Genomic DNA, 25443 nt, shown 5'->3' on the forward strand with positions numbered 1-25443 from the left:
GGCGCTATTCGGCCGGCACGCGGGCTCGCGCGAAACGGTCAAGCAGAAGGCGGAAGCTTCCGACGAGTTCTCCCTTCACGGCGTGTTCGATGCTGAGGAGCGTCGCCAGCCATCCGGCGGCTCCGCCCGCGACGGCGAGGACAGTCATCAGTCCGTCCAGCGCAAAGCCCTGGCCAGACAGCACCACGACGAAGCTGGGCGGCAGCGCGGTCCCGAGAGCCAGAACGATGCTTGGCCGCAGCGCACGCCAGAGCTGACGCCAGGTCAGGGAGATGGCGGGACGGATAAAGGCGTAGGCGACGGCCATCTGCAGCGGAGCGACGATCAGCAGGCTGGCCGCGACGGCCTCCAGGCTGATGAATGCCGCGCCGATGACGAGGATGAACGACGGCGGCAGGCTGATGAGGCTCGCGAGCAGGGCATCACGGATGCGTTCGGCGGCGACCAGCACGGGAAAGGTCAGGAAGGCAGGCGCGAGCGCGAGATTGGCGAGTGCGACGACCCGCACCAGCGGAGCGGCCGCCATCCATTGCGGCCCCAGCAGGACGTGGACGACCGGATCGGCCAGCAGGGCCAGCATCACCAATGCGGGCCAGTGCACCGCCGTCGTCAGGCTCACCCCGCGGAGATAGCCCTCCTTGAGATTTCCGCCGGCGCGGACATGGGCCGAGAGCGCCGGAAGCACCACCGGTTGCAGCGCGGAGACCAGCATGCGATCCGGCAGCTGGCTGATCGTCAGGGCGCGCGAATAAAGGCCCACCGCATCGAAGCCCAGGATCTTGCCGAACATCAGCCGCGGCAGGAGGTCATAGGCCATGTTGAGGATGGTGATCAGCGAGGACCAGGTTCCGAAGGACAGAATCCGGCGCATGTGGCTCAGCGACGGAACGAAGATCGAGAGCTGCGGCCGCATCACGAGCGCGAGGACGGCCATCAGCGCGCTCGTGGCGACCGACCCCCAGACGAAGCTCATCGCGCCGTGATGGTTGAGGCCCAGCCAGATCGTGATGGCCGATCCCGCGATCGCCGAGGTAACATTGATGATCGCGATCCGGCCGAAGGCGAGTTCGCGTTGCAGCAGAGCGATGATCGGGCCGCTGAACGGCGTGAGCACGAAGGCGAGCGATGACGCTGCAAGCAGCGGCGCAAGCTCGGGTGTTCCGTAGAAGGAGGCGACCGCGTCGGCGGACGCGAAGGTCAGGGTGGCGCAAAAGGACGAGAGAAGCAGCGTGAGCGTGAAGGCCGAGCGCACCAGTGCCCTGTCGATCTGTCGCTCCTGCACCAGATAGGTTCCGACGCCGAAGGTGCGGAAATTGTCGGCGAGCAGGATGACGGCATTGGCCGTCAGGAAAAGTCCCGTCTCGGCGGGTGTCAGCAGGCGAGCCATCACAGCCGTCGTCCCGATCAGCAGGACCTGCGACAGGTATTTCTCCACGACCGAGAAGACGAAGGATGATCGGATGCCGTTCACGGCGGCACTCCGACGACTCGCACTGCTATAAACTGGATGGCGCGTGTCCGGACCTGCGCCTTGCGCGCCCGTCCGCTCCGTACGCGCTCCACCAGACGGGCGAGGGTGGCTCGCGCAGGCGCCTGGCGGCCGCCGAGAGCCGCGCGCGCCAGGTTTCGCGCAAGGTGGCTGAAATAGCGGAACTCGGGCGCCGGCGGCACGGTCGGCCTCGCGTCCTCGAAGGCGGCCGCCGCCACGATGCGGTCCACGCCTGCATAGAGCTGCGACCGCAGCCGCTGAATCGGCGGCGACACGCTGCCGCGCAGCCTTACGGGTGGCTGTCCTGGCGGTGACGTCGCATCGTCGCCTCGGCCGAGGCTGTCGGCCAGCGCCGCCTGACCGCAGCGGCGCAGCGTATCGCAGACCCAGCGCAGCCACTCGCCATCCGAGCGAACCGCCACCATGTGGACGCTCTGGCGGTTTCGCGCCGCGATCTGCAATCTGCGCTGTCGTGGCCAGAGACGGTCCACCAGGGCGCGTACCCTGTTGAACTCGGCATGTGACAGGGTGGAGTAGCTGTCGAGAAGGCGCGCGGCTTCGTCCAGTCTTCCGGCGCAGACCAGCGACAGCAGGTAATACGCCCAGTCGACGGGATCGGGATCGGCCGCGCCATAGGCGCCGGTCGTGACATCGACCAGCGCGCCGAACAGGACGCAAGCCTCGACGGCATTGCCTTCCCGAAGCGCGCAGAGTCCGAGCCCGAACTTCGCCTCGGGCATGTAGGAGACGTAGTCGAGGCAGCGCGCATAGGCCTCGTGTGCCGGACCGATGCGCCCGTGCTTCAGATTGGCTGCCGCCTTCTCGAGCAGAACCCGGTCGAATCCCCCGGCGGCGACAGGCGCGCTGGCGCGCCCCTCGTCGCGCCGCGCGCGCACGAGATCGCCGAAGGGGCCGTTCTGGATGATGATCTCGTCGGCCGGCAGGCCTTGGCGAAGCGTGAACCACTGATGGATCTGCGGCCGATGCGCCAGAGTGTGGCGGGAGTGGACGAGGTCGTATCCGGCCTTCGTGATGCGCCGCATTTCGTCCGGCCGTGCGAAGAGATGGTCGAGCTTGTCGATGACGTCGCGGTGGTCTGCGAAGACGCAGTTCTCCATGTCGCGGAAGCCTGCCGCTTCGAGGCCGGCGGTGCGCTCCGTGACGAGCAGGGCCATCGAGGCGGGAATCTCGAAGTGCTTGCGGACGACCTCACCGCCGACCGTTCCGCAGGTCGGCGCGGCAAAGGAGGCGTTGAGCGCGCGCGCATAGCGTTCGCCGGAAAGCAGACGCGATGCCGCCTTGCTTTCATAGGCATAAGAGGGCGAGACCAAGCAGGGAAAGCACTGGATGATCGCGGGAAAGACGCTCTGGCGCCAAGGATAGAGCCCGTAGGACTGCCCCGTCAGCGCAACCGGAACGGACTTCTCCTGCCCGTAGTCATGGAAGATGTCGGGATCGACGGCATTGGGCCAGACGAAGGTGTTGGCGGCGATGGTCGGCGTATAGGCGGGCATCAGGGTGCTGATCGAGAAGAAGGTCTCCACCCCCCAATGGTCCATGTCCGAGAGAAACCCCGAGCGTCGGTCGCACCACGGGTCCCCGTTGTGCAGGCCGAGCTTCGGGATCCCCGGATGACGATGTGTGTTGGCGATGCTGATGCGGCGCGACCCATGGGAGCGGTAGCCGCTCTCGAACAGGGTGAGATCGGGCCGGAGCCTGTCACACACCTCGTCATAGTCGCAGTCGCTGTTCACGACCGTGACCTCGAAGTGGTGCGCGAGGCACTTCACATGCTGCTGCATGTGGAGCAGCAAATAGTTCGCTGCTCCGGCATTGGGCTGGTGGTCCCACTGGAAGAAGGCCAGCCGGGGCTTTCGGCCCATGATCGCGTCGCTCATGTGGGCAGCCGCGCGATGTCGGCGACCGCGGCGTCGCGGAGCGCATAGGCGCCGTTGCCGACGAGGGACAAGGCCGGCTCATGCGCAGGTCTTGCATGCCACCGCATGTCGACGACAGCGCTGGAGAGCTTCTTGTCGAAATAGGCGATGGTCCTGGCCAGTCCCTCGTGGAGCGGAACGGTGGGTTGCCAGCCGAGCTGCTGCGTGGCGCGGGTGATGTCGGGCTTGCGCCGAGTCGGGTCATCGGTGGGCAGCGGCTTGTAGACGATCGGCGATCTGGAGCCGATCATCGCCACCACCATCTCGGCGAGCTGGCGGACCTCGAACTCGGCCGGATTACCGAGATTGATCGGCCCCGTCACATCGTCGGGCGCCGCCATGAGGCGGATGAAGCCTTCGATCAGGTCGTCCACATAGCAGAAGGAGCGGGTCTGCGATCCGTCGCCGAAAATGGTGATCGGCTCGTTGCGCAGCGCCTGGACGATGAAATTCGACACCACGCGGCCGTCGTCGGGGTGCATGCGCGGGCCATAGGTGTTGAAGATGCGCGCGACGCGGATGTCTACGCCATACTGGCGGTGATAGTCGAAGAACAGCGTCTCGGCGCAGCGCTTGCCCTCGTCGTAGCAGGCCCTCGGGCCGATCGGGTTGACGCTTCCCCGATAGCTCTCGGTCTGCGGATGCACGGCCGGATCGCCATAGACCTCGCTGGTGGAGGCCTGGAAGATCCGTGCGCCCGTCCGCTTGGCGAGGCCGAGCATGTTGATCGCGCCATGGACATTCGTCTTGACCGTCTGGACCGGGTCGAACTGGTAATGCACCGGCGAGGCGGGGCAGGCGAGGTTGTAGATCTCGTCGACCTCGAGATAGAGCGGGAACGTCACGTCGTGTCGGATGAACTCGAAATGCGGGTCGTCGAGCAGATGCTGGATGTTCTCGCGAGACCCGGTGAAGTAATTGTCTGCGCAGATGACGTCATGCCCCTCCCTGAGGAGGCGCTCGCACAGGAATGAGCCGAGGAATCCTGCACCGCCGGTCACCAGAGCGGGCTTTCGATCATGCATCGTAGTGCTCCATAGTCTCACGGGTGGGTTTCATTGTCGGTCGTCAGTAGGCCCCGCCGCGCCCGAGCACGGCTGGGATGGTCTTGAGGAGGATGTGGCAGTCCAGCCAGACGGACCGGTTGTCGATGTAGAACTCGTCGATCTGGCGTTGCCGCTCGAGATCGGCCTCGCTGCGTTCGGAGACCTGCCACAGGCCGGTCAGTCCGGGCACGACCGAGCAACGCTTCTCGCGGAATTCGGAGCTCATCGCGGCCAGGTGATAGTCAGGGAAAGGCCGCGGTCCGACGATGCTCATCTCGCCGATGATCACGTTCCACAACTGCGGGAGTTCATCGCAGCTCGATGCGCGCAGCAGGCGGCCGACGAGCGGAAGTATGCGCGGATCCTGCCGAAGCTTGAAATGCGCCTGCCATTCCAGCCGCATCTCCGGATGGGCCGCGAACAGCGCCTCGAGACGTGCCTCCGCGTTGCGATACATGGTCCTGAGCTTCAGGACATCGATCGGTTCGCCGGCTAAACCCTCTCGCCTCTGGCGGAAGAAGACCGGACCGGGATCCACGGCGTAGATGCCGGCCGCGGCGATCGCGACGATGGGCGCCGCAACCAGAGCCGCGGGAATGGCGATGGCGAGATCGAGCAGCCTGCGTCCGCCGGCGAGCGGCGTGCTGCCATTTCCCCGGGCGATCCTGAGGCCGATGCTGCCGCCGATCGCGGACGGCTGAAGGCCCGAGATCTTCACGTTCGGCGTATCGGCGAGGAGGATGATGTCTGCGAATTTCTCGCGCAGCGCGCCCATCTCGGCCAGCGACGGCAAAGCAGACGAGGTGAGACAGGCCAGTCGCCGCTCGCCCTGCCGCGACGCGCTGCCCGCGTCGTCCGCATGAGGAGTGATCCCCAGCTGCCAGTGGCGGCGAAAGAACTCGGCGATCTCGCGCTTCGCGTCCGCCGTTCCGAAGATGGTGGCCGGGGTGCCCCAGATGCCCAGCGAACGAGCCGTGCGGCGGGCCAGATACTGCCCGATCGGCTGGATGCAGAGAGCAAGAGCCAGCAGCATCGATACGGGGATGACAGTCGACACCGCCCCGAAGATGACGAGCGGAGGCAGAACCGCAATCGCGGTCCGTCCCGATGCCGATGCCCGTCGACGAATCTGTTCGTGATCGTAAAGGCCGTAGCCCGGGTAGAGACCGACGAGGGCGAACTGGGCGAGCGTGAGGATCGCGGCGAAGGCGAGAACGGCCGAGGACGGGTCCCCATATGGGCTGGCGGTCCCCGTTGCCCAGAGGAAGGCAGCCGCGGCCAGCATTGCCAGCGCGTCGGCCGCCAGGAGGATGAGGATCGCGGCGGAGCGGCCTAGGGCCGCGCTTGTCTGCCGCCTGCTGCTCTCGGCCTGCCTGTGGCCCGTCGTCTGGCCGTCGCCGACGAAAGCGGCGGGAGTTGCGTCATGCGATGCGACGGGAAGTTCGGCGTCGACTACCCGACGATCGACGGTCGCAAGGATTTCCGGGGTAGCGGTCGTCAGTGACATCTTGCCCTCACATCCCGAACTCGCCGGATGCAGGCCGGCTCGGCAGGGCGAAGGCGTCGGCCGGCCGCGCCGTCTCGCCGTCGCGGGCGATGCTCGCGTGGGCGTCGGGGGCGGCGGCATCGCCGAGCGGGAACTGCCTCAGATTGAGCCTCTGCAGTGCCGTGAGAGCGATGAAGCGGGGAATCACCACCGCGTATCGCCCCGCAAGCCGGCGGGGCTCCATGAGCAGGCGGAAGGCCCACTCGAAACCGCTGCGCTGGATGAAGCGGGGCGCCTGGCGCTTGGAGCCGGCATGAAAGTCGAACGCGGCACCGACGCCGATGAGCTGCGGCGCGTCGAGGCGGTCGCGCATGCGGCCCATCCACTGCTCCTGCTTCGGCGTGCTCAAGCCGACCCAGACGATGTCGGCTCCGGAACCGTTGATCCGGTTCGCGACATCGAATTCCTCCTCCGGCGTCAGCGAACGGAAGGGTGGCGAAAACGTGCCCGCGATCTGGGCCCTTGGAAATCGTGCGATCAAGCGCGCCGTCAGCGCCTCGATCGTCGCCGGCGTCGCGCCATAGAAGTAGTGTCGGACGCCTCGGCCCTCGCCGGCCGCGAACACGGACAGCATCAGGTCGGGTCCGTAGACGCGTCCCGCCGAGCCGTGCCCGTCGCGACGGGCGAGCCACACGAGCGGCATGCCGTCGGGCGTGACCATGAAGGCGCGGTTGTGGATCGCCCTCAGGTCGTCGTCGTCCTGGCAGCGGACGAGGCCATGCGCGTCGCGCACACAGACATAGCCCGGCGTCCGCTGATCGATGGCGGAGAGGATCCGGGCGGTGGCGCTTTCGAGATTCACCGCAGCGATGCGGACGCCGAGGATGTTCGAGACCTGTCCTTCATCGCCGGCGGCCTCGACGAGGGCGCGTCGGTCGGCAGCGCTGAGGGGGTGCATCGGCTGCGTCTCCATGCGTGGGAGCGGACCGGCATCGGCCGCTTTCGAGAAGCATATTTTCCGCAGCGCCGCGTCCCTACTCGCCCGTCCGGTTAGGCGGGATAGGCAAATCGCTCCCCGGGGGGGATCGCTCGCGGGTGGCCGATGCGGCTCCCTATCCTTTTTGGGGAGTTTCGGCTCGAAAGCGTGGTTTGACCGGCGCGCCCCGGGAGGAGAATCGTCGTGTCCGCGGGCCAAGGCGCCACTGCAGATCAGGGCCCGGGAGGACGACATGCGTGATCACGTCGAGAACAATGATGTTCCGGTTCGCAATTCCGCAAACATCCAGAGGGAGCTGGCCGAAAATGGCTTCGTCGTCGTCAGGAATGTCCTGACCAGCGACCAGGTTTCCGCGCTGCGCCAATCCGTCAGAAACCATTTGAAGTCCGCCGGCTGGTACAATTACGGCGGCAAATTTCAGGTTCAGGCGATGCACTCCGTCCCGGACGTGGGAAGGATCATCACCACGGACAGGGTCCTCGATCTACTGGAGGACATCACGAGTCCGAACAAGGTCGTACTCACCCGTGAGTGCGATATCATGATGAACACGACGTCCACCTGGCACAAGGACATCACGCAGCACCCCATCGTGGACGGGAACCGTGTCTTCGAGGACGAGACGTTCCGGGTCTACAAGGCGGCCTTCTATCTGCAGGACCAGGACGAGGCTTCCCGCGCCACGCTGAAGGTGCGGCCGCGTTCGCACAGGATGAAGGACGGGACGGAGATGCCGGTGGAGCCGGCAGCCGTGAGGGCGGGGGATGCCGTCGTCTTCGACATCAGGATCGACCATGTCGGTCAGTTTCCCTCCCTGTCCGACAAGCTCATGCGTCGCGGCTTCGAGAAGATCGGGCCTCGGCTGAACGTCGACCCGCAGAAGGCGTTCTCGAAGGCGAGGGCGCTGCTGCGCCGGTCCCATCCCCATGGTCCCGATCGCATGGCGATCTTCATGACGTTCGGTCCGTCACACGAATGGACGCGCGCCTATGCCAGCGCTTGCGAGCAGTTGCACGCGCCCGTCGACGCCTCGATGAATCCGGACGTGATGGCGCATCTCGCCGCACGGGGCGTGTCGGTGCTGTGAAGCCCCGCCGAGGCTGAGTGCCGTTCCCCGGCGGCTGGCGAAAGCCAATCGCGGCTAGCGGCGGAGATCCCCGGACGGCCGAAGGCGACGGATTCAGCGCGGGCCGCCGAAAAGCCGGAATCTGCGCTGAGGTGGCGGCCCCACGCTGCCGACGTCCATGCCGGCCGCCTGCAAGGCCTGAAGACTGCCGAAGCGGCCGGAAGCCATGATCTCGGGGCGAATGTCGAAGCTGCGTTCGCCCAGATCGCCGCAGTAGCGGTTGCCCGCGAACCGGACGTAGCCGTGCCCGTTTCCCGGCTCGTAGACGGAGGCCGCGAGTGTCGATCGACTTCCGATCGACACGGTGTTCCCCTCGATCCTGTTGGGCTCAGCCCAGTCCGGCCGCCAGTCGCGGCCCGTGCCGTCGTCGATCCTGAAAGCTGCGCCGGAGCCCCCGACAATGACGTTGCCGGTAACGAGATTGCTCCAGCCGCCGTTGATTCCGATCGCCGACACGTTGTCGATCAGCACATTGTCTTCGATCGTGATGCCGCTCGCCTTGCCGTCGGTATAGATCGCCCAGCTGACGGGGCTCGGCCATTCCTCGACATTCTCATAGTCCGTCGGCCAGAACGTGCCGTCGCCGTGGTTCATCAACGCCCGTGTTCCGGTGATGCGGTTGGACCGGATGATGATCTGCTGCAAATCGGCCTGGCTGCCCATCATCTTGATGGCACCGCCGTCGGCCGTCTGAAGGTTGGCGTTTCGGATCTCGTTGTCCGCGATCACCGCCCGATGGACGGCGTCCTCCTGACCCCAGATCGATCCGCCGGCGATGCCGAATTGTGCGGCATTCTCGACCAGATTGCCTGAGACGGAGACGTCGTCGGCGGCCTGGAAGAAAATGCCGGCGCTTTCGAAATAGACTTCTCCGACGTCGTGAATGTGATTGGAGGTGATATGGGCGCCATCGGAGCGGCCGAAGCTGCCATAGGTCGTGCCGAGATAGATGCCGTTGCCTGCGACTGGTCCTATCTCGTTGCCAGCGATTTCGACGTGTCGGCTCTCCGTCACATGGATGCCCACCCCGATGTTCCCGATGACATTGCCCAGAAGGCGGACGCCGTTCGAGCGTTCGACGCGGATCGCGCCTCCGCCGCGCGTGTCGGTCCCGAATTTTCCGGTGCCCACGGGCGAGCCATCACGCAATGCCAATCCGGCGATGGCCATCCCGTCGGCACCGTCGAGGTGGATCAGCGTCGGCAGGACACCGGCCACGATCCGGGCTGCATCCGGCTCCGTGTCGGGCGGGACGAGCCAGATGCGCCCTTCGGCGGCATCTGCCAGCCATTCGCCAGGAGCATCCTGGAACGCCTCGAGGCCCGACAGGTAGTACCGGCTTCCTTCGCCGGTGAAGAAATATCCCGTCCCCTTCATCTTGATCGTGCGCGTGTCGACGTCGATGGCCGTCACCGGCATCGTGTCACTGCCCCACTGGCTGCCCGGATTGAACCCGCCCATGATGGTCGCGACCAGACCGTCGATGGCCTGGAGCTCGGGCAGATCGCCGTCGCGATAACGGAACTGGGTGTTGCCCTGCCACGGATCGGAGTCGGGAGCAGGCGCGTCCGCAAACAGCCAGCCGTCGCGCCGATCTCCGCCCGACGGTGTGTCGGGATATCGGGCGAGGGGCTGCGATGCTCCGTCGATGAACAGCGCGGCGACCTCCGTGCCGGCGGGAATCGATGCCGACCAGCGGTCGTCGGCCTCGGGCAGCCAGCCCTCGACGAGGACGCCGCCGTGCAGTACCGGCATGGTGCCGGCCTCTCCCTGGATCTCGAGGCCGGAGTCGCGGTTGTCGAACAAGATCGGTCTGGTCAGGTAATAGTCGCCTCCGCCGACGATGATCCGGCCTGGCGATCCGGTGGCGCGCACCGCATCGCGCGCCGCTTCGATGCTGGCCAGCGGGCCGTCCGAGAGATCGGCGGCGGGATCCGGCTTTAGCCCGCTCCAGCGGTCGTCGCCTCGCGGCGAGACGTAGAAGACCGGCGATGCCGGGGACAGATCGCCGAGCCGCGGCACGGGGCGCAAGAGGATATCCGAGGCGGGGGGAACGGCGCCGCACTGCGAGGGCCCCGAAGGCCCTGCGTCTTCTACACTGGCCGCGCCCTCCGCCCGAGCCTCAGCGAGTCCGCCAGCGCCGAGGATAAGAACGCCGAGCAGGATCGGAATCACGGGGGGCCTCATGATGCGGGCTCTTCGGCGGGGTAGGATCGATCCCCATCCAATCGCGGGAGTGGCGGATCGAGGCCGGCGGACGAGATTCCGGTTGGGCGCATGCAGCGAGCACATGATGACGGCCGCCATGAAGATCGTGAAGATGGCGTCGTTCTGCACCAGCAGCGTGCTCTCGGTCAGGTTCATCACCAGGACCATCACGAGCAGAACGTTCGTCCAGAGCCAGCCCTCCGAAGGGGCGGCGCAATGGAGCGCGGCGCCGAGGCGGAACGAGCGCACCATGACGAGCGTGAAAACGATCAGCCCGCCAATGCCGAAGCCGAGCAGTATCTCGCGAAATCCATTGTGCGAGTGGGGCGCCATCCAGCCGATGGACGACCAGATCGCCCACGCACGGCCGTTGGCCTCGGTCCAGAAGGCCTGGTAGCCGAATCCGAGGAGGAGGTGCCGAGAGATCTGCTCGTCGACCAGCGCCCAGAGGGGAACGCGGCCCGTCAGTGTCGCATCCTTGCCGATCGCCTCGAGGAAGCGAACGAGATAGGCGGAGAGGCCGAGCAGCAGTACGGCGCCGAGTTCGAGCACGAGCAGGATGAATGCGACGCGGGCGAGGCCCCGGAGCCGGGGCAGGATCGTGTAGACCCGGATGGCGAGGAAGGCCGTGCCGGTCGAAAGGATCGCCGTCATCGATGTCGAGCCGGCGAGCCCCGCCAGTCCCGCCAGTAGCAGCGCCACCGCCGTCCGGCGATAGCCGGCCTCCTGGTCGAGGAGCACGATGAATGCCGTGACGACCGTGATGCTCGCATACCAGCCGAGACTGTTCTTGTGCAGGAAGATGCCACGCAGCGTCCCGTCGGTCGGCATGCGGGCCAGCCGCGGCGAAACGCCGAACATGAGCAGGCTGGCGACTGTGCAGACCCCTGAAGTCAACATCACGAGAAGCAGCAGCTGGCGCGGTGTGAAGCGGATCGCAAGCGCATAGGCGAAGAGAACCGTGAGGACGAACCCGATTGCGCGTCGCAGGGAGATCGACGGCGCGACCGACCACAGCACCGAGAGAAGCGGCATCGCCAGCAGCAGCAGGAAGTGGAGATTGCGCCTCGCCGCGATGAGGAACTGTTGCCGATGCCGCAGCAGAATCAGGATCGTATAGCCATAGATCGGCAGGGACAGGAGGCGGAGCTTGGACTTGGCGGGGTCCGAGAGGGTGCCGTCGGCATCCGCCATGAGCAGCGGGAAGATCGCCCCCGTCTGGAGGAAGAGCGAAACTCCTGCCCCCCACCATTCGACCGCTCGCCAGCTGACACGCAGTCCAGGGCGCGCGATATCGGACATGGGTTCCCCGCAGACGGTCTGCCGGAGCTCCGGGCGCGCCGCTCGCTTGCGGATGCGGCCATGCCCTTGCGCCGGACGGTGGCGAAGGGCGGATCATCGCGTTTCACCCGGGCGCCGGAAACAGGCCGAAATGGCACGCCGCCTCGGCCAAACGGCTGGTTCATCATCCCAATGAGCGGCCTCGGTAATTCTTTGCGCTAGGCGTTTCGCCTTCGGTTGATACGCATGGAATGGGCGATGATCCATATGCCGAGTTCATGCCGGCGAGGTCCGAGGATAGTCTCGTAGCAGATGTTCAGAGAAGATTTGGGTTCGCAATGTCGTTGCGGTCCGGTCGCTGCCTCGGCTCATCGAACAAAGCACCCTCGACATCGCCGCCTGTTCATGAACGGGACGAATCATGATCGCGAAAATGCTCGTAGATGGCCGACGAGCGGCCCGCCGACTGTTTCTTCAGGGAGCCGCGGCCGCATCTCTCCTCGCCCTCTCCGTCCTCCCGTCGCGGGGAGGCGTGATCGAACTCGGGGATACGGTGCGCGTGACCGTTGCCGAGACGCCGAGACTGAACGGTGAGCGCAGGGTCGACACCGACGGCATGATCGCATTGCCGCAGCTCGGCAGCGTGCCGCTGGCCGGACTCGATCTCGACGAAGCGCGACAGCGCCTCGAGTTGCTGCTCGTCCAGAAAGGGATATTGAGGACACCGACGGTCCTGGTCGAGATCGCTCGCTACCGGCCAATCTATGTCGGCGGCCGTGTCGCGCGCTCGGGCGCCATCGAGTTCGAGCCGGGGCTGACGGTGCGTCATGCCCTGATCCTCGCCGGCGGCATCGGCAAGTCGCCAGGAAATGCCGACGCGGTCAATGTCCCGGACTTGCGGGCGCGCTGGCAGGTCGCGTCCTTCCAGCTGCTCCAGATCAACAGCAGCATTTCGCGGCTGGACGACGAACTCAGCCGGACGCCGAGGCCGAAATCCGGCGAAGAGACGGGCGCCAAGCCCGATCTCGGCGCTGTCGTGGCGATCGACCAGGGCATTCTCGCCGATCGACTCGCGAGCTGGACCGAGAACCAGGCTCACCTCAAGGACCAGATGTCGCTCTACGATTTTGAGATCGATGTCCTCTCCCAGCAGGCGGACTTGCAGGAGAACGAGCAGAAGCTCGCCACCGAGCAGGTCGCGAGGGCGCGCCATCTCGTCGAGCGGGAGCTGATGCCGCTGACGCGGCTGCAGGAACTTCAGTCCGTCCTCTCCGACGCATCGCAGGATGTGCTCGAAAATCGCGCGGTGACGGCGCGCGCCAAGCAGGCTCGTTCCAATGTCGAGTACGAGATCGCTTCGGCGGACATCAAGTGGCGAGCCGACATCCAGAACCAGCTGCGCGGCCTGCTGGTTGAGCGCGAGCGCGTCAAGGCCGAGCTTCAGGCTCTGTCCGACCAGATCGTCGAGGCGGGCGTCACGCTGTCGGAAGCCGATGCGCTCGCGTTGAGGCCGGTCGTCACCATCTACAGGACGATCGACGGAAACGAGACGGCGATCGCCGCGCAGATGAATACGGAGCTGCGCGCCGGCGACATCCTCGACGTCTCCTTCGGCAAGGGGACCGGCTGATGTCGAGACCCACCTTCAGCGTCATCGTCAACAACTACAACTATGGCCGCTATGTCGGCGAGGCGGTGGCGTCGGCGCTCGCGCAGACGGAGTCGGACCGCGAGATCGTCGTCGTCGACGACGGGTCCACCGACAATTCACGCGATGTGCTTGCGGGCTTCGGAGACAGGATCCGGCCGATCCTGCGCAGCAATGGTGGCCAGGCTGCCGCGCTCAACGAAGGCGTTCGGGCGAGCCGGGGAAGCGTCCTCTGCTTCCTGGATGCCGACGACAGCTGGCATCCGCAAAAGCTCGCAAGCGTCGCTGCCGCTTTCCGATCCAGTGCGCGGATAGGCCTCGTCTATCACCGGCTCCAGCCCGTACGTGACGGCAAGCCAGTGCTGCGGCCGATCCCGCGCACGCTGTGTTCCGGCGACCTCTCCCGGCGCCTCGCGCGGTCGGCGGGCTGGTGGCCATATCCCATGACCTCCGCCATCGCCGTCCGGCGCGCGACATGGGACGCGGTCGGCGATATCCCCGACAGCTTCCGTCTTTCGGCCGACGCCTGGCTGACGGGCGCCTATCCCTTCGCATGCGAGGTCGCAAGCCTCGGCGCGAGCCTGGGCTACTACCGGCTGCATCGCAATGGATGGTATCGCGACGGCGACGACGCAGCCATGCTGAGCCGGCGTGCCAGCCACTGGGAGGCGAGCGTCGCCGCCGTCAACGGCTTCCTCGCCGACCGACATTCTCCCTATCGTCTCGATCTCGCCGATCACCTTCCATACCGGCTGGCGCGGGCGCACCTCGACGGCGCCGACGCCGCGGCGCAGCTGCGGCTGCTGCAGCAAGGACTGTCCTTCGCCGGCGAGCCCAATGCGCTGCGCCGCCTGCGCGATGCCGCGCGCGCCGCCTGGCGGCTCCGGACTCACGGCGGTCGTCCCGCCCGGCCGGAGGTCGCGGAATGAAGGTGATGATGCTGGTCTCCGAGTTGGAGGACTACACGATCTCCTTCGTGAACGGCGTCGCGCAGCACGTTCCCGTCCTGCTCGGCGTGCCGCGCCGTCGATATGGCCATCTGGCGCCCTGGTTCGATCCGTCGGTCGACCTTCGGCTTCTCGACTGGCCCCGCCACCGGTCGCCGGCCAATCCGCGATTTCTGTTCGAGCTGACACGCCTCGTTCGGCGCGAAGCGCCGTCCGTCATCCACATGCTCAGCAACTCGACGCTCTGGTTCAATCTCGCCGCTCCCTTCTGGCGACCGATCCCTCTCGTGACGACGGTCCATGATGTCGAGCTGCATCCGGGTGACTCGGACAGCCGCGTGGTTCCGCGCTGGGCGACGAACCTCATGGCACGGCAGTCGGATCACCTCGTCGTGCACGGGAACGGGCTCCGGAGCCTTGCGGTCACGCGCTATGCCAAGCCGCTGGATCACGTCCATGTCCTCTCCCATCCAGCCATCCAGCGCTATGCCGACCTGGCCAAACGGGAAGGGATGCGACGACGCCCCGAGGACGGAACGTTCCGCGTGCTGCTGTTTGGCCGGATCTTCGCCTACAAGGGCCTCGAGACGCTTGTTGAAGCCGAGGCTCTGCTCAAGGGCCGCCTGCCTGGCCTCAGGGTGGTCATCGCCGGACGAGGCGACGATCCGCACGAGTTCAGGCCGCTGATGGGCGATCCGTCCCGCTACGATATCCGCAACCGGTTCATCGAGGACATCGAGGTCGCGCAGCTGTTCCTCGACGCCGATCTCGTGGTGCTCCCTTACACCGAGGCATCGCAAAGCGGCGTGCTCAATCTCGCCGCGGCGTTCGGTACCCCGGTCGTCGTGACGGATGTCGGCGAACTGGCCGCGACCGTCGCCCCCAATCAGCTGGGCCTCATCGTGCCCGCGGGTCAGCCTGAAGCCTTGGCGGACGCCATGCTGACGCTCAGCCGCGACGCCGATCTGCGCGCAAGGCTGAGCGGCAACGCGCTCGCCTGGGCGCGCGGTCCGAACGCGCCCGGCGCCGTAGGCGAAAAGGCGGCCGACCTCTATCGAAAGGTGGTGCAGTCATGCGTGCCGAGCTAGACCGCGCCGATATGCTGCCGGCGGGCCGTGCCTCCGCGAGCCGGGCCAACGCCGGATCCGTCGCTGTCGCGGTCCGACACTATGTTGCGGGCGGCCGCGAGCATGGCGGCGGTATCGGCCGTCTGGTCGGCTATGTCGTCGATGCCGCGGCCGCTTCCGGCGTGCAGCACGCAGTCACCGATACGCGGGGACCTCGCTGGTTCGCTCCCGTCTCCGTGATGCGCCTGGTCCTGGCGATCGTCGCCATGACGTCGGATCGCGTTCAGGCGCCCGGCCGCATTCATCATATCCATGTCGCCGGACGCGGCAGTACCCGGCGCAAGCTTCTCCTGGCGGCGGCAGCGCGCGCGCTCGGCTGCCGCCACATCCTCCATCTGCACGACTACGACTATGCCGACGACTTTGCGTCCCGGCCGCCTGCGCTCCAGTCCTCGATCCGGCGCATGTTCCAGGGAGCCGACAGGGTCATTGCGCTCGGCCTGCGCGACGAGAAGACGCTGGCCGGCCTGATCGGCGTCGATGCCGCGCGGCTCACGATCCTCAGGAATTGCGTTCCCGATCCCGGCGACACGGTACGGGACCGGGGGCGCCAGCCGGTGATCCTGTTCCTGGGGCGGCTCGGGACGCGCAAGGGCGTGCCCGAATTGCTTCAGGCGCTGGCGAGCCCGGTCATGGCGAGGCTGCAATGGCGGGCCGTGATCGCGGGAGATGGCCCGGTCGACGAATACCGGCATCGGGCGGCGGCGCTCGGCCTTGCGAAACGCACCAGCTTTCCCGGGTGGCTCGGTGTGGAGGCCACGCGGGCACTCTGCCGAGAAGCGGCGATCCTGGTGCTTCCCTCGCGGGCCGAAGGCCTTGCCATGGCGGTCATCGAGGGAATGGCCCATGGGCTCGCCGTGGTCACGACGCGGGTGGGGGCGCATGAAGAGGCCGTCAGCGATGGCGAGACGGGCCTCTTCGTTCCGGTCGGCGACCCCGAAGCGCTCGCCGAGGCGCTCGCGCTCCTGGTGAGGGACGAGGCTCTGCGAACGCGCCTCGGCGAAGCCGCCCGGCGGAAATTTCTCGCCGACTTCAGCATCCAGTCTTACCTCTCATCGCTCGAGTGCCTCTATGAAACCGTCAAACATCGATAGGACGGGCGGGGTCCGACTGACTCCCGTCATCGGCCACCTCCCGGCCAATGAGGCCTTCGCGCGGAGCCGCTTCGCGGCGCCCCCGCCGATCGTGGCGCGGCCGGACGAGTTCGACCTGTCCTCCGGATTTCGGCTCATACGCCGACGCTTCTGGCTCATCGCCATCATGACGGTCCTTTTGACCGCGGCCTTCGTCCCGACGATCCTGGGCCTGCGGGCCTCCTATCATGCGGAGGCCCGCGTGATGATCAGGAGTTCGCCCGGCACGTCTCTCGTCATCGGCGAACGGGATGATACGCCGCCTGATATCGCATCGGAGATGGAGCGGATGGTGGCCCGTGGCAGCACGGATCGCGTCATCCGCGAACTGGGGCTTTTCGATCGCGCCGAGTTCAACCCGTCGCTCAGGGAAGAAAGTCTCACCGACCGTGTTCGCACCCTTGCCAGGCAACTGATCGATCGGGGCGTCAGTCGCGAGCCCGCGGCTCTCGGGACCGATACGATGGAGGCGGTCGTGCAGCGCTACTACCGCGCGCTGGCGCTTCGGCGCGACGGCCTTTCGAATGTCGTCCAGATAGGCTTCGATTCCGAGGATCCGGTCCTCGCGGCATCCGTTCCGGCGAAGCTGCTGGACGTCTATCTCGATGAACGCGCGACCATCGAAAGGCGCCGCTTCGAGCAGATCGAGGACTTCGTCGAGAAGCGCATCGCGGAGCAGCGGCTACGGGCGAACGAGGCGCGCGAGGCGGTGAGACGCTATCGCGAAACCGTCGGGCCGGTCTCCAACGAGGCCCAGGCGGCCCAGTTCAAGGCGGTGGAGGACCTTTCCGCACGGCTGAAGCAACTGGCAGCCGAGCGCGAGCAGGTCCGCGGCATGATCATCGCCCTCACGTCGCCGGATATCGAATCGGCGCTCGGAAAATACGAGCTTCCCGAGCCCCTCGCAGCCACCTTCCGCGACGTGGACATGCAGCAACGGGCTCTCGACCAGCTGCTGAAGGTCTATGGCGAAAACGCGGACGAGGTCGTCGAGACGCGGGCCAAGCTCTTGTCGCTGCGTTCGGTGTTCTCGGCCGAGGTCGATCACCACGTGCAGGTTCTCAGGACCAGGCTCGATGTGCTCGAGAGCGAGCGGCAGTCCGTGACCGAGGAACTGGCCGTTGCCGAGGACCGCCTGACCCGCTCGGCGCAGGCGCAGACCGAACTCGAGAGCCTGCTGGCGAAGGCGGAGACGGAGCAGAGTGCGCTCGACGCGATCGAGCAGCAGCGTCGGTCGCTGGCGGACCGCTCCGCCATGCCGGTATCGGATGTCATCGAGGTGCTGTCGCCGGCCGCCGTTCCACTGGCTCCCCAGGGGCGCGGGCGGCTTTTCTATCTGGTCGCCGCCTTCTGCGCCGCGCTCGCCGCGTCCCTTACCGTCGCCCTCCTGCGCGAGATGCTCGACGGCAGTGTCCGCAGCCAGGACCAGCTTGCGGCCATCCCCGGGCTCGTGCCCGCCGGCCTCCTTCCAGTCATGCCGGGACACCGGCGCCGGCGCGGGCAGGCTCCAGCGATACGCGGCGTCTTCGGCGAGTCGATCCGGGCCGTCCTCGTGTCGCTCTGGCAGGCGAATGGGGGTGAATTCCCCGAGAGCATCCTCGTTACCTCGGCGCTCGATCACGAAGGCAAATCCTTCGTGGCACGGGCGCTGGCGCTGGAACTGGTGGCGGCGGGCAAGCCCGTTCTGCTCGTGGACGGCGATCTGACGCGCGGCGACCTCGGGGCGTCGTTCGGGGCCGGAACGAAGCCCGGGCTCAACGAGCTGTTTTCCGGACGTTCGGATCTCGCGGGCGTCGTCCACCGCGACGATGTCACCGGAGTCGACGTCATTCCGCGCGGTGCGCATGGCATGCAGCCGCGTCATCACCTGCCGGATCTCGAAGGAATTCTCCGCTTCGCGCGCGCACGGGGGCAGGTGGTGATCGTCGACAGCGCCCCGGTGCTGGCGTCCACCGACAGCATCTTCCTCGCGCAGCAGATCGATCGAACCGTGATGGTCATCCGCTGGGGCCGGACGCCGCTGCGGACCGTCGAGGTCGCGGCATCTCGCCTGAGGGAAGCCAATCGCCACCCGGCATTGACCGTACTCAACATGGTCAATCCCCGCCGATATCGTCTCTACGGCTTCAAGGACGCGGCGATCTTCTCCCATTCGCTCGCCAAGTATCATCCGGCATAGGCAGGGAAGGCGCCTCGTCGTTCAAGAGTCGCATCCCCCGCGCGCCCGTCTCATTCCGCCCGCGGCTCTTCGCGCCGTCTCATCCTGCATCGCCGTTCACTGAGGAGAGGCGAACGGCGATCTCGGTGCGATTCTTCGCATGGATCGCCTTCATGATGTTGCGGACGTGAACCTTGACCGTGCTCTCGCGCATGTTGAGCTCGTGCGCGATCGTCTTGTTGCTCTTCCCCTGTCGCAGCAACGCGATCACGGCCTGCTGGCGGTCCGTGAACAGCGACAGCGGCCAGACGATCCCCTTCTCCCTGTCGCTCGTGCGGCGATAATCGGAAAGGCTGTTGGCCGGGACGAAGGTTCCGCCTGCCGTGACGATGCGGATCGCCTCGAGCGCTATGTCAATCCCGATACTGCTCGGAATATAGGCCCTGGCGCCGAGATCGAGCGCCCGGAGGATGGTATCGGGACGCCCGTCGTCGGACACGACCACCACCGGCATGTCGGCGGTCTCGCGGAGCTGGCGCAGTTCCCAAAGCGATGATGCGGTGTGATCGCTGAGGCGTTGGACGAGGATCGCGAGATCCGCCGTCGGGCCGCCGGGTCGGCTGTTCGACGCTATCCAGTCGGCCACGCTTGCGAATGCGATGACGGAGGCAGCTGCGCCGCTCAAGGAGAGCGTACGCGCCAAGCTCTCGCGGCTCAGTCGGTTGCGGTCGATCAGAACGAGCGTCTGCGGCTGGTTCATAAGCGAGCCCGAGGGCTTTTACCCGTGATTACGGTGATTCGTGCCGTGTCATGACGTATAAAACATCTCCCAAACGGGAATCTCTATAATCGAAATACAATTCAAGCCGACGCGTTAAATCATTCATTGGGCAATACATCACGAATATCGTGACTGAATGATTAACATCAGCAAATGATATAGTATCGGCGGGCGCCCGCAATTGCGTCAATTGAGTGCGGCCGGCGCCTTTTTCTTGGCGTAAAGGATGGTGCCCGCCTCGAAAGGCGTATGGCATCGCTAGAATGGCAGGTGCCGTCCGGCGGCCCGTTCGACCGCCGGACGGGCGACCGACTAGTAGCGCTGCGGGCCGGCCGGCTTGTTGCCGACGATGTCGTCGATGCGGGCCATGACCTCGGGCGTGACCTTGTCGCGGTTGTCGAGGGCCGCGAGGTTGTCCTCCAGCTGCGAGAGCTTCGAGGCGCCGAGGATCACCGTCGATACATGCGGGTTGGCGAGGCACCACAGGAGTGCCAGATGCGTCATGGAGATGCCGATCTCCTTCGCGAGCGCCGCCAGTTCGTCGACCTTGGCGAGCTTGGCCTTGCCACCTTCGCTCTGCCAGATCTCCTTCAGCCACTCATAGCCCGGGAGGTTGAGGCGGCTGCCATCGGGAATGCCCTTGGAATACTTGCCGGTGAGTACGCCCGAGGCGAGCGGCGACCAGATCGTTGTGCCGAGTCCGACGAGCTCGTAGAGCGGCAGGTAGTCGCCCTCGACCTTCTGGCGCTCGAAGATGTTGTACTGCGGCTGTTCCATGGTGGGCGGCGTCAGGTTCATCGCGCGCGCGACGCCATAGGCCTCGGTGATCTGCTGTGCCGACCATTCTGAGGTGCCCCAGTAGAGCACCTTGCCCTGCGCGACGAGGTCGTGCATGGCGCGAACGGTCTCCTCGATCGGCGTATCGATGTCCGGGCGATGGCAGAAATAGAGATCGAGATACTCGACCTGGAGCCGCTTCAGCGCCGCATGACAGGCATCCGTCACATGCTTGCGCGAAAGGCCGCGCTGCGTCGGCTTGGAGCCGCCCCAGAACACCTTGGAGGACACGACATAGCTGTCGCGGCTCCAGCCGAGGCTGGCGAGCGCCTCGCCCATCAGCGCCTCGGACACGCCGGCCTCGTAGCCTTCGGCATTGTCGAAGAAGTTGATGCCCGCCTCATAGGCGCGCTTCATGATGGCGATCGCGTCCTTCTGGTCGACCTGCTTGCCGAAGGTCACCCAGGAGCCCAGCGACAGTTCGCTGACCTGCAGGCCCGATTTGCCCAACCGACGATAGTTCATCGCATCTTCCTTGCATCCGGCGGGAGCGCGGTCGGCGATGGGCCGAACCGGTCCCGCGATCATGTCATCCAGGCCCTGGTCGTGCCTCCCGGCACGTCGCGCGGCCGACAGCGGAGGTGGCCTCCGCGTCAGCGCCGGCATCGGGGTTTGCCGACGGCGGCCGATGGGCCATCATGGTCAGGCGCGGCCGAACCGCTCGCCGACGCGCCATTTGAAACCATTCAGAGCGTGATGCAAGAGCGGCTGGCACAGCGATGATCGTCCTCGGTATCCTCTCCGTCTTCGCGGTGCTCGCATGTCACTGGCTTGGAATCTTCCTCATCAGGAGCCTGTTCAACGCCACCCTAGGGTCGTTTCCGGTCCGCCGCGTTATGGGGGCGGAGGTCTCCTTCGGGCTTGCGATCTTCGGCCTCGTCCTGATCAACTTCGCCGACGTCACGGTCTGCGCCCTCCTGGTCATGGCGGGATCTCAGGTGCCCGGCTCGGTCCCCATGAATTTCGGCGATGCCTTTCTCTATGCCATCTCGAACTTCACGACCCTCGGTCTGGCAGCGCCCGAGGGATCGCGGGTGCCGCCGATCGCCGGCCCGCTCATTGCGATGAGCGGCATCGTGAGCTTCGGCTGGAGCACCAGCTTCCTGGTCGCCTGCTCCCATGCAGCGCAGAAGTGGCGCAACGCGTCGGGCGCGCTCTGATCACAAGAGAGTGACCTCGTAACGCTTCTTGGCCGGCCTTCGTAAGGCATGGGTGGAGGCGGCCTCGACGGCGCCTTCCTCGCAAGCGACGGCCCTTCGGCCGCAATCGATCAGCCGGGGGAGTCATGCTCCCGAGAACAGCCTGCCGCGGGACCCTCGCGGCCGGCAGGGAGACCTTTGCCATCTCGGCCCAGCTTTCATCCTCCAGAGAAGGACGATCCACCATGAACACCGCCAGCAAGACCCTCTTCGCCGCCGCCCTCGCCACCATCGCGCTTCTCGGGGCCGCCCACGCGGAGGACGCGATGAAGGCCGACGCCATGGGTGGCGACGCCATGGCGTCCGACCAGATGAAGCCCGACTGCCCGGCCGGCCAGAGCTGCGATGACGCCATGAAGGGGGACGCCATGCAGGGCGACATGATGAAGAGCGACGCCATGCAGGGTGACGCAATGCAAGGCGATGCCATGCAGGGCGATGCGATGAAGCCGGCAAAGTAACGCACATCACTGCGCCGGTCCCGCTCGCGCGGGGCCGGCAAGGCCGGAGGAGACGGCGATGGACAGTGGCGATCGCAAGGCGGCGGATGGGGCGACACAGCCGCGACGGGTTCTGGTTCGCCGGCACTCCGGGACGGTGCGGGTGACGCACTGGGTCAACGTGCTCTGTTTCGGCATTCTGCTGATGAGCGGACTGCAGATCTTCAACGCCCATCCGGAGCTCTACTGGGGCCACTATGGCGCAGATGCCGACTGGTCCTTCCTGGCGCTCGAGGCGAAGCGGGGCGAGGGCGGTGCGATCGAGGGGGTGACGCGCATCGGCGCGCTGGAGATCCCGACCACGGGCGTGCTCGGCGCGTCCAAGGTCAATGGCGAGATTCGGCCGCGCGGATTTCCGAACGTCGCGACACTGCCGGGCTTTCGCGATCTCGCCGAGGGTCGACGCTGGCATTTCTTCTTCGCCTGGCTGTTCGTCATCAACGGCTTCGCCTATCTCGTCTACGGCTTCCTGGCAGGCCATTTCCGTCGCGATCTCGCGCCGAGCCGGGATCAGCTGACGCCGCGCCATCTCTGGCACGAGATCGCCACCCATGCCCGGCTGCGCTTCCCGAAAGGCGAGGAGGCGCGGCGCTACAACGCTCTGCAGAAGTTGGCCTATTGCGGCGTCGCCTTCGTGCTGCTGCCGGTCATGGTGCTGACCGGGCTGACGATGTCGCCCGGCATGGATGCGGCGCTGCCCTGGCTCGTCGATCTCTTCGGCGGCCGCCAGTCGGCGCGAAGCCTGCATTTCATTGCCGCGACGCTGCTCGTCCTCTTCGTCGTGATCCATCTCGCGATGGTGTTCGCGTCCGGCCTCTTCAACAATCTCCGCTCGATGATCACCGGGCGCTACGCGATCGAGACCAGGGAGCCCAAGTCGTGACCATCCGCATCGACCGCCGCCGCCTCCTGACCGGCGCCGGCGTAACCGCTGCCGCCGCTGCCCTCTCCGCCTGCGCGCCGCTTTCGGCGAGCGACGGTATCCGCAGCGTCCTCGACATGGCCGAACAGCTGACGATGCGCGCCCAGCGGCTGCTCCTCTCCGGCGATGCCCTCGCCCGCGAATTCACCGAGGCCGACCTGTCGCCCGTCTTCAAGTCGAACGGCACGCACAATCCCGACGACGAGGCCTATCAGCGGCTTGCCGAGGGCGGCTTCGCCGACTGGCGGCTTCAGGTCGATGGCATGGTCGAGCGGCCGCTCTCCCTGTCGCTCGCCGATCTTCGGGCGATGCCGGCGCGGACGCAGATCACCCGCCACGACTGTGTCGAGGGCTGGAGCGCGATCGGCAAATGGACCGGCGTGCCGCTCGCTTTGGTGCTCAAGGCCGCTGGCCTTCGCCCTGGTGCGCGCTATGTCGTGTTCCATTGCGCCGACGAGTACGAGAAGACGCTCGATGGCAGCGGCCGCTACTATGAGAGTATCGATCTCGTGGATGCGTTCCACCCTCAGACGATCCTCGCCTATGGCATGAACGGCCGCGACCTGCCCATCGCGCATGGCGCGCCGCTGCGGCTCCGGGTCGAGCGGCAGCTCGGCTACAAACAGGCCAAGTATCTGATGCGGCTCGAGATCGTCGACAGCTTCGCCCGCTTCTACCGCGGCAAGGGCGGCTTCTGGGAAGACCGTGGCTATGAATGGTATGCCGGCATCTGACGCGATTGGCCGGCTGACGAGAAAGGACTTCGTCATGATGAGAATGGCAGCGCGGATACGCGACATCCGGATACCACTTCTCCTCGCCGGCGCTCTGGTTGCAGCCGGCCTCGCCGCCTCCGGCGTGGTCGGAACGGCGAGGGCCGACGGCGAGGCCTTCGTGATCCCGCCGCCGGTAGTCGACGAGGCCGCAAAGAGCGGCCCGGAGACGGCGGTGCTGGCCGGCGGCTGCTTCTGGGGCGTGCAGGGCGTCTTCCAGCATGTGAAGGGCGTCTCGCGCGCAGTGTCTGGTTATTCCGGCGGCGACGCGTCGACTGCGCAATATTCCGTCGTCGGCTCGGGCAGGACAGGCCATGCCGAAGCCGTCGCGGTCACCTTCGATCCCAAGGTGATCAGCTATGGCGAAATCCTGCAGATCTATTTCTCGGTCGCGCATGACCCGACCCAGCTCAACCGACAGGGCCCCGACACCGGAACGCAGTATCGCTCGGCGATCTTCGCGAAGGATGCGGCGCAGCGGAAGGTGGCGGAGGCCTATGTGGCGCAACTGGACAAGACCGGTGCCTATCCGGCGAAAATCGTCACCGAGATCGCTCCGCTGAAGGGCTTCTACCCGGCCGAGGCTTATCACCAGGACTTCCTGACGCTGAACCCGACCTATCCCTATATCGTCTACAACGATCTGCCGAAGATCGAGAACCTCAGGAAGTTGTTCCCGGATCGCTATCGCGACAAGCCGGTCCTCGTTTCCGACGCGAAGAGCTGAGTCGCGACGTCCCCGCCCGTTCTCCCCCGCGAAGCGGGAAGGTGGAGCGGGGACGATTTCGTCACGGGCGCGGCATGTCTCACGCGCTGCCGGGCGTGAAGGCGAGGGCGACGCCGTTCATGCAATAGCGAAGGCCCGTCGGCTTCGGGCCGTCGTCGAAGACATGGCCGAGATGGCCGCCGCAGCGGGCGCAATGGACTTCGGTGCGGACCATGCCGAAGGAGGTGTCGGACGTCGTGCCGACCGCCTTCGGCAGCGGCTGCCAGAAGCTCGGCCAGCCCGTGCCGCTGTCGAACTTCGTCGTCGACGAGAAGAGTGGCAGCGCGCAGCCGGCACAGGCGAAGGTTCCGGCGCGATGCTCTTCGAGCAGCGGGCTCGTATAGGGCCGTTCCGTGGCCTCCTCGCGCAGCACTGCGAACTGGGCGGGCGTCAGGCGCTTCCGCCATTCCGCCTCGGTCAGCGTGACCTCATAGGTCCCGCCCGCCGCGGCCGAAGCGAAACGCCCGAAGGCGCCTGCACCGATCGCAGCGACGCCGGCACCGATCAGCAATCTGCGGGTGATCATTGCGCGTCTCCATCTGGCTCGTGAGCCGAAGGGCTCCCATGTGGCCATACGCAGCGCCGACGCCGAACGTGACGGCGGCGGGATCGGATCACCGACAGTTGATCGTCAGCGGACGGAGGAGAAGGCGGTCGGTTGCAGCAACTGGCTGGAGACGTTCGCGACGATCGGTCCGTTGCGCTCGGTATGGTCGCGGCCGCTGACCCAGTCCGGATCCTTGATGAAGGCGGTCCACTTCGTCTCGCGCTCGGCGAGCGATTCCCAGGCGAGAAGATAGGTGAGCTGGTTGTTCGATTCGCCGATCATCGTGGTCCAAAAACCGGCCTGGCGAATTCCGTGCTTGTCCCAGAGGGCGAGCGTCAGGTTCTGGAAGCGGGCGAGCAGGTCGGGAAGTCGGCCGGGCGGGCTCGTATAGATGCGCAGTTCGTAGATCACGGCGGTTCCTCTCCTCAGATCGCAAGGCGGCGAGAATGGCCGAGCACGCCTTGTCGGACAAGTCCCCGCCGGCACTGGTGCAGCGGCGATGGACGGGGCATTCTCGGCCCGTGTTGGAGGAGGA

General features: G+C 66.2%; 21 protein-coding genes. 11 read left to right on the top strand and 10 right to left on the bottom strand.

What is annotated here, in order from left to right:
- Positions 1-4: 4 nt before the first annotated feature.
- Genes QO015_RS16040 through QO015_RS16060 form a run of 5 tightly spaced genes read right to left on the bottom strand, consistent with a single transcriptional unit; the run spans position 5 to position 6916 of the window.
- Positions 5-1471, bottom strand: a complete 1467-nt coding sequence (locus QO015_RS16040; RefSeq protein WP_266283065.1) for a lipopolysaccharide biosynthesis protein — start codon at positions 1469-1471, stop codon at positions 5-7.
- On the bottom strand, positions 1468-3387 hold the full coding sequence (locus tag QO015_RS16045; RefSeq protein ID WP_266283064.1) for a glycosyltransferase: 1920 nt from the start codon (positions 3385-3387) through the stop codon (positions 1468-1470). The genes QO015_RS16040 and QO015_RS16045 overlap by 4 nt, the downstream gene beginning before the upstream one ends.
- The gene (locus tag QO015_RS16050) at positions 3384-4451 is read right to left on the bottom strand and encodes a UDP-glucuronic acid decarboxylase family protein (protein WP_266283063.1); all 1068 of its coding nucleotides are present in this window, start codon (positions 4449-4451) and stop codon (positions 3384-3386) included. Before QO015_RS16050 ends, QO015_RS16045 begins: the two co-directional genes overlap by 4 nt.
- A 43-nt stretch (positions 4452-4494) precedes the next feature.
- Positions 4495-5979, bottom strand: a complete 1485-nt coding sequence (locus QO015_RS16055) for a sugar transferase (protein ID WP_266283061.1) — start codon at positions 5977-5979, stop codon at positions 4495-4497.
- Positions 5980-5986: 7 nt separating this feature from the next.
- On the bottom strand, positions 5987-6916 hold the full coding sequence (locus QO015_RS16060; RefSeq protein WP_266283059.1) for a WecB/TagA/CpsF family glycosyltransferase: 930 nt from the start codon (positions 6914-6916) through the stop codon (positions 5987-5989).
- Between the two features lie 271 nt (positions 6917-7187).
- Here QO015_RS16060 and QO015_RS16065 point away from each other — a divergent pair, with 271 nt between their 5' ends.
- Entirely contained in the window at positions 7188-8042 is an 855-nt protein-coding gene (locus tag QO015_RS16065) for a phytanoyl-CoA dioxygenase family protein (protein ID WP_266283058.1), read from the top strand.
- Positions 8043-8135: 93 nt separating this feature from the next.
- Here QO015_RS16065 and QO015_RS21790 read toward each other — a convergent pair whose 3' ends face one another.
- Entirely contained in the window at positions 8136-11591 is a 3456-nt protein-coding gene (locus QO015_RS21790) for a right-handed parallel beta-helix repeat-containing protein (RefSeq protein ID WP_370877426.1), read from the bottom strand.
- A 511-nt stretch (positions 11592-12102) separates the two neighbouring features.
- Here QO015_RS21790 and QO015_RS16080 point away from each other — a divergent pair.
- From QO015_RS16080 to QO015_RS16100, 5 genes are all read left to right on the top strand, one after another.
- Positions 12103-13200 carry a polysaccharide biosynthesis/export family protein gene (locus tag QO015_RS16080; protein WP_266283056.1) on the top strand — a complete coding sequence of 366 codons (1098 nt, stop codon included), beginning with the start codon at positions 12103-12105 and terminating at the stop codon, positions 13198-13200.
- Complete coding sequence (locus QO015_RS16085; protein ID WP_266283054.1) at positions 13200-14147, top strand: glycosyltransferase family 2 protein; 948 nt, start codon at positions 13200-13202, stop codon at positions 14145-14147. Before QO015_RS16080 ends, QO015_RS16085 begins: the two co-directional genes overlap by 1 nt.
- Positions 14144-15253, top strand: coding sequence for a glycosyltransferase family 4 protein (locus tag QO015_RS16090; protein WP_266283053.1), 1110 nt, complete (start codon positions 14144-14146; stop codon positions 15251-15253). Before QO015_RS16085 ends, QO015_RS16090 begins: the two co-directional genes overlap by 4 nt.
- A gap of 11 nt (positions 15254-15264) precedes the next feature.
- Positions 15265-16386 carry a glycosyltransferase family 4 protein gene (locus tag QO015_RS16095; protein ID WP_266283292.1) on the top strand — a complete coding sequence of 374 codons (1122 nt, stop codon included), beginning with the start codon at positions 15265-15267 and terminating at the stop codon, positions 16384-16386.
- A gap of 241 nt (positions 16387-16627) precedes the next feature.
- Positions 16628-18604, top strand: a complete 1977-nt coding sequence (locus QO015_RS16100; RefSeq protein ID WP_266283052.1) for a GumC family protein — start codon at positions 16628-16630, stop codon at positions 18602-18604.
- A gap of 79 nt (positions 18605-18683) precedes the next feature.
- On the opposite strand, the gene QO015_RS16105 is transcribed toward QO015_RS16100, so the two are convergent.
- Complete coding sequence (locus tag QO015_RS16105; RefSeq protein ID WP_266283051.1) at positions 18684-19229, bottom strand: LuxR C-terminal-related transcriptional regulator; 546 nt, start codon at positions 19227-19229, stop codon at positions 18684-18686.
- A gap of 447 nt (positions 19230-19676) precedes the next feature.
- Positions 19677-20666 (bottom strand): potassium channel beta subunit family protein, encoded by a 990-nt coding sequence (locus tag QO015_RS16110; RefSeq protein WP_266283049.1) that lies wholly within the window; start codon positions 20664-20666, stop codon positions 19677-19679.
- A 254-nt stretch (positions 20667-20920) separates the two neighbouring features.
- Here QO015_RS16110 and QO015_RS16115 point away from each other — a divergent pair, with 254 nt between their 5' ends.
- The 5 genes from QO015_RS16115 (at position 20921) to msrA (ending at position 24322) form a co-directional block, all read left to right on the top strand.
- Positions 20921-21361 carry a hypothetical protein gene (locus QO015_RS16115; protein WP_266283048.1) on the top strand — a complete coding sequence of 147 codons (441 nt, stop codon included), beginning with the start codon at positions 20921-20923 and terminating at the stop codon, positions 21359-21361.
- Positions 21362-21585: 224 nt separating this feature from the next.
- The gene (locus QO015_RS16120; RefSeq protein ID WP_266283047.1) at positions 21586-21861 is read left to right on the top strand and encodes a pentapeptide MXKDX repeat protein; all 276 of its coding nucleotides are present in this window, start codon (positions 21586-21588) and stop codon (positions 21859-21861) included.
- 58 nt (positions 21862-21919) lie between these two features.
- On the top strand, positions 21920-22783 hold the full coding sequence (locus QO015_RS16125) for a cytochrome b/b6 domain-containing protein (RefSeq protein WP_266283046.1): 864 nt from the start codon (positions 21920-21922) through the stop codon (positions 22781-22783).
- Positions 22780-23556 carry a molybdopterin-binding protein gene (locus QO015_RS16130; protein WP_266283044.1) on the top strand — a complete coding sequence of 259 codons (777 nt, stop codon included), beginning with the start codon at positions 22780-22782 and terminating at the stop codon, positions 23554-23556. The genes QO015_RS16125 and QO015_RS16130 overlap by 4 nt, the downstream gene beginning before the upstream one ends.
- Before the next feature lie 37 nt (positions 23557-23593).
- On the top strand, positions 23594-24322 hold the full coding sequence (msrA, locus tag QO015_RS16135) for a peptide-methionine (S)-S-oxide reductase MsrA (RefSeq protein WP_370877466.1): 729 nt from the start codon (positions 23594-23596) through the stop codon (positions 24320-24322).
- A gap of 79 nt (positions 24323-24401) precedes the next feature.
- Here the strand turns inward: msrA and msrB are convergent, their stop codons facing one another.
- Together msrB and QO015_RS16145 are read right to left on the bottom strand one after the other, a co-directional pair.
- Positions 24402-24887, bottom strand: a complete 486-nt coding sequence (msrB, locus tag QO015_RS16140; protein WP_266283042.1) for a peptide-methionine (R)-S-oxide reductase MsrB — start codon at positions 24885-24887, stop codon at positions 24402-24404.
- Between the two features lie 105 nt (positions 24888-24992).
- Positions 24993-25319 carry an NIPSNAP family protein gene (locus QO015_RS16145; RefSeq protein WP_266283041.1) on the bottom strand — a complete coding sequence of 109 codons (327 nt, stop codon included), beginning with the start codon at positions 25317-25319 and terminating at the stop codon, positions 24993-24995.
- Between the last annotated feature and the right edge of the window lie 124 nt (positions 25320-25443).

Origin of the sequence: Kaistia geumhonensis (assembly GCF_030815145.1) — a bacterium.
Classification (GTDB): domain Bacteria; phylum Pseudomonadota; class Alphaproteobacteria; order Rhizobiales; family Kaistiaceae; genus Kaistia; species Kaistia geumhonensis.

Coding starts and splice junctions, on each gene's coding strand:
- QO015_RS16045 (WP_266283064.1), bottom strand. CDS start 3,387: ATGAGCGACGCGATCATGGGCCGAAAGCCCCGGCTGGCCTTCTTCCAG.
- QO015_RS16050 (WP_266283063.1), bottom strand. CDS start 4,451: ATGCATGATCGAAAGCCCGCTCTGGTGACCGGCGGTGCAGGATTCCTC.
- QO015_RS16055 (WP_266283061.1), bottom strand. CDS start 5,979: ATGTCACTGACGACCGCTACCCCGGAAATCCTTGCGACCGTCGATCGT.
- QO015_RS16060 (WP_266283059.1), bottom strand. CDS start 6,916: ATGCACCCCCTCAGCGCTGCCGACCGACGCGCCCTCGTCGAGGCCGCC.
- QO015_RS16065 (WP_266283058.1), top strand. CDS start 7,188: ATGCGTGATCACGTCGAGAACAATGATGTTCCGGTTCGCAATTCCGCA.
- QO015_RS21790 (WP_370877426.1), bottom strand. CDS start 11,591: ATGTCCGATATCGCGCGCCCTGGACTGCGTGTCAGCTGGCGAGCGGTC.
- QO015_RS16085 (WP_266283054.1), top strand. CDS start 13,200: ATGTCGAGACCCACCTTCAGCGTCATCGTCAACAACTACAACTATGGC.
- QO015_RS16090 (WP_266283053.1), top strand. CDS start 14,144: ATGAAGGTGATGATGCTGGTCTCCGAGTTGGAGGACTACACGATCTCC.
- QO015_RS16095 (WP_266283292.1), top strand. CDS start 15,265: ATGCTGCCGGCGGGCCGTGCCTCCGCGAGCCGGGCCAACGCCGGATCC.
- QO015_RS16110 (WP_266283049.1), bottom strand. CDS start 20,666: ATGAACTATCGTCGGTTGGGCAAATCGGGCCTGCAGGTCAGCGAACTG.
- QO015_RS16115 (WP_266283048.1), top strand. CDS start 20,921: ATGATCGTCCTCGGTATCCTCTCCGTCTTCGCGGTGCTCGCATGTCAC.
- QO015_RS16120 (WP_266283047.1), top strand. CDS start 21,586: ATGAACACCGCCAGCAAGACCCTCTTCGCCGCCGCCCTCGCCACCATC.
- QO015_RS16125 (WP_266283046.1), top strand. CDS start 21,920: ATGGACAGTGGCGATCGCAAGGCGGCGGATGGGGCGACACAGCCGCGA.
- msrA (WP_370877466.1), top strand. CDS start 23,594: ATGAGAATGGCAGCGCGGATACGCGACATCCGGATACCACTTCTCCTC.
- msrB (WP_266283042.1), bottom strand. CDS start 24,887: ATGATCACCCGCAGATTGCTGATCGGTGCCGGCGTCGCTGCGATCGGT.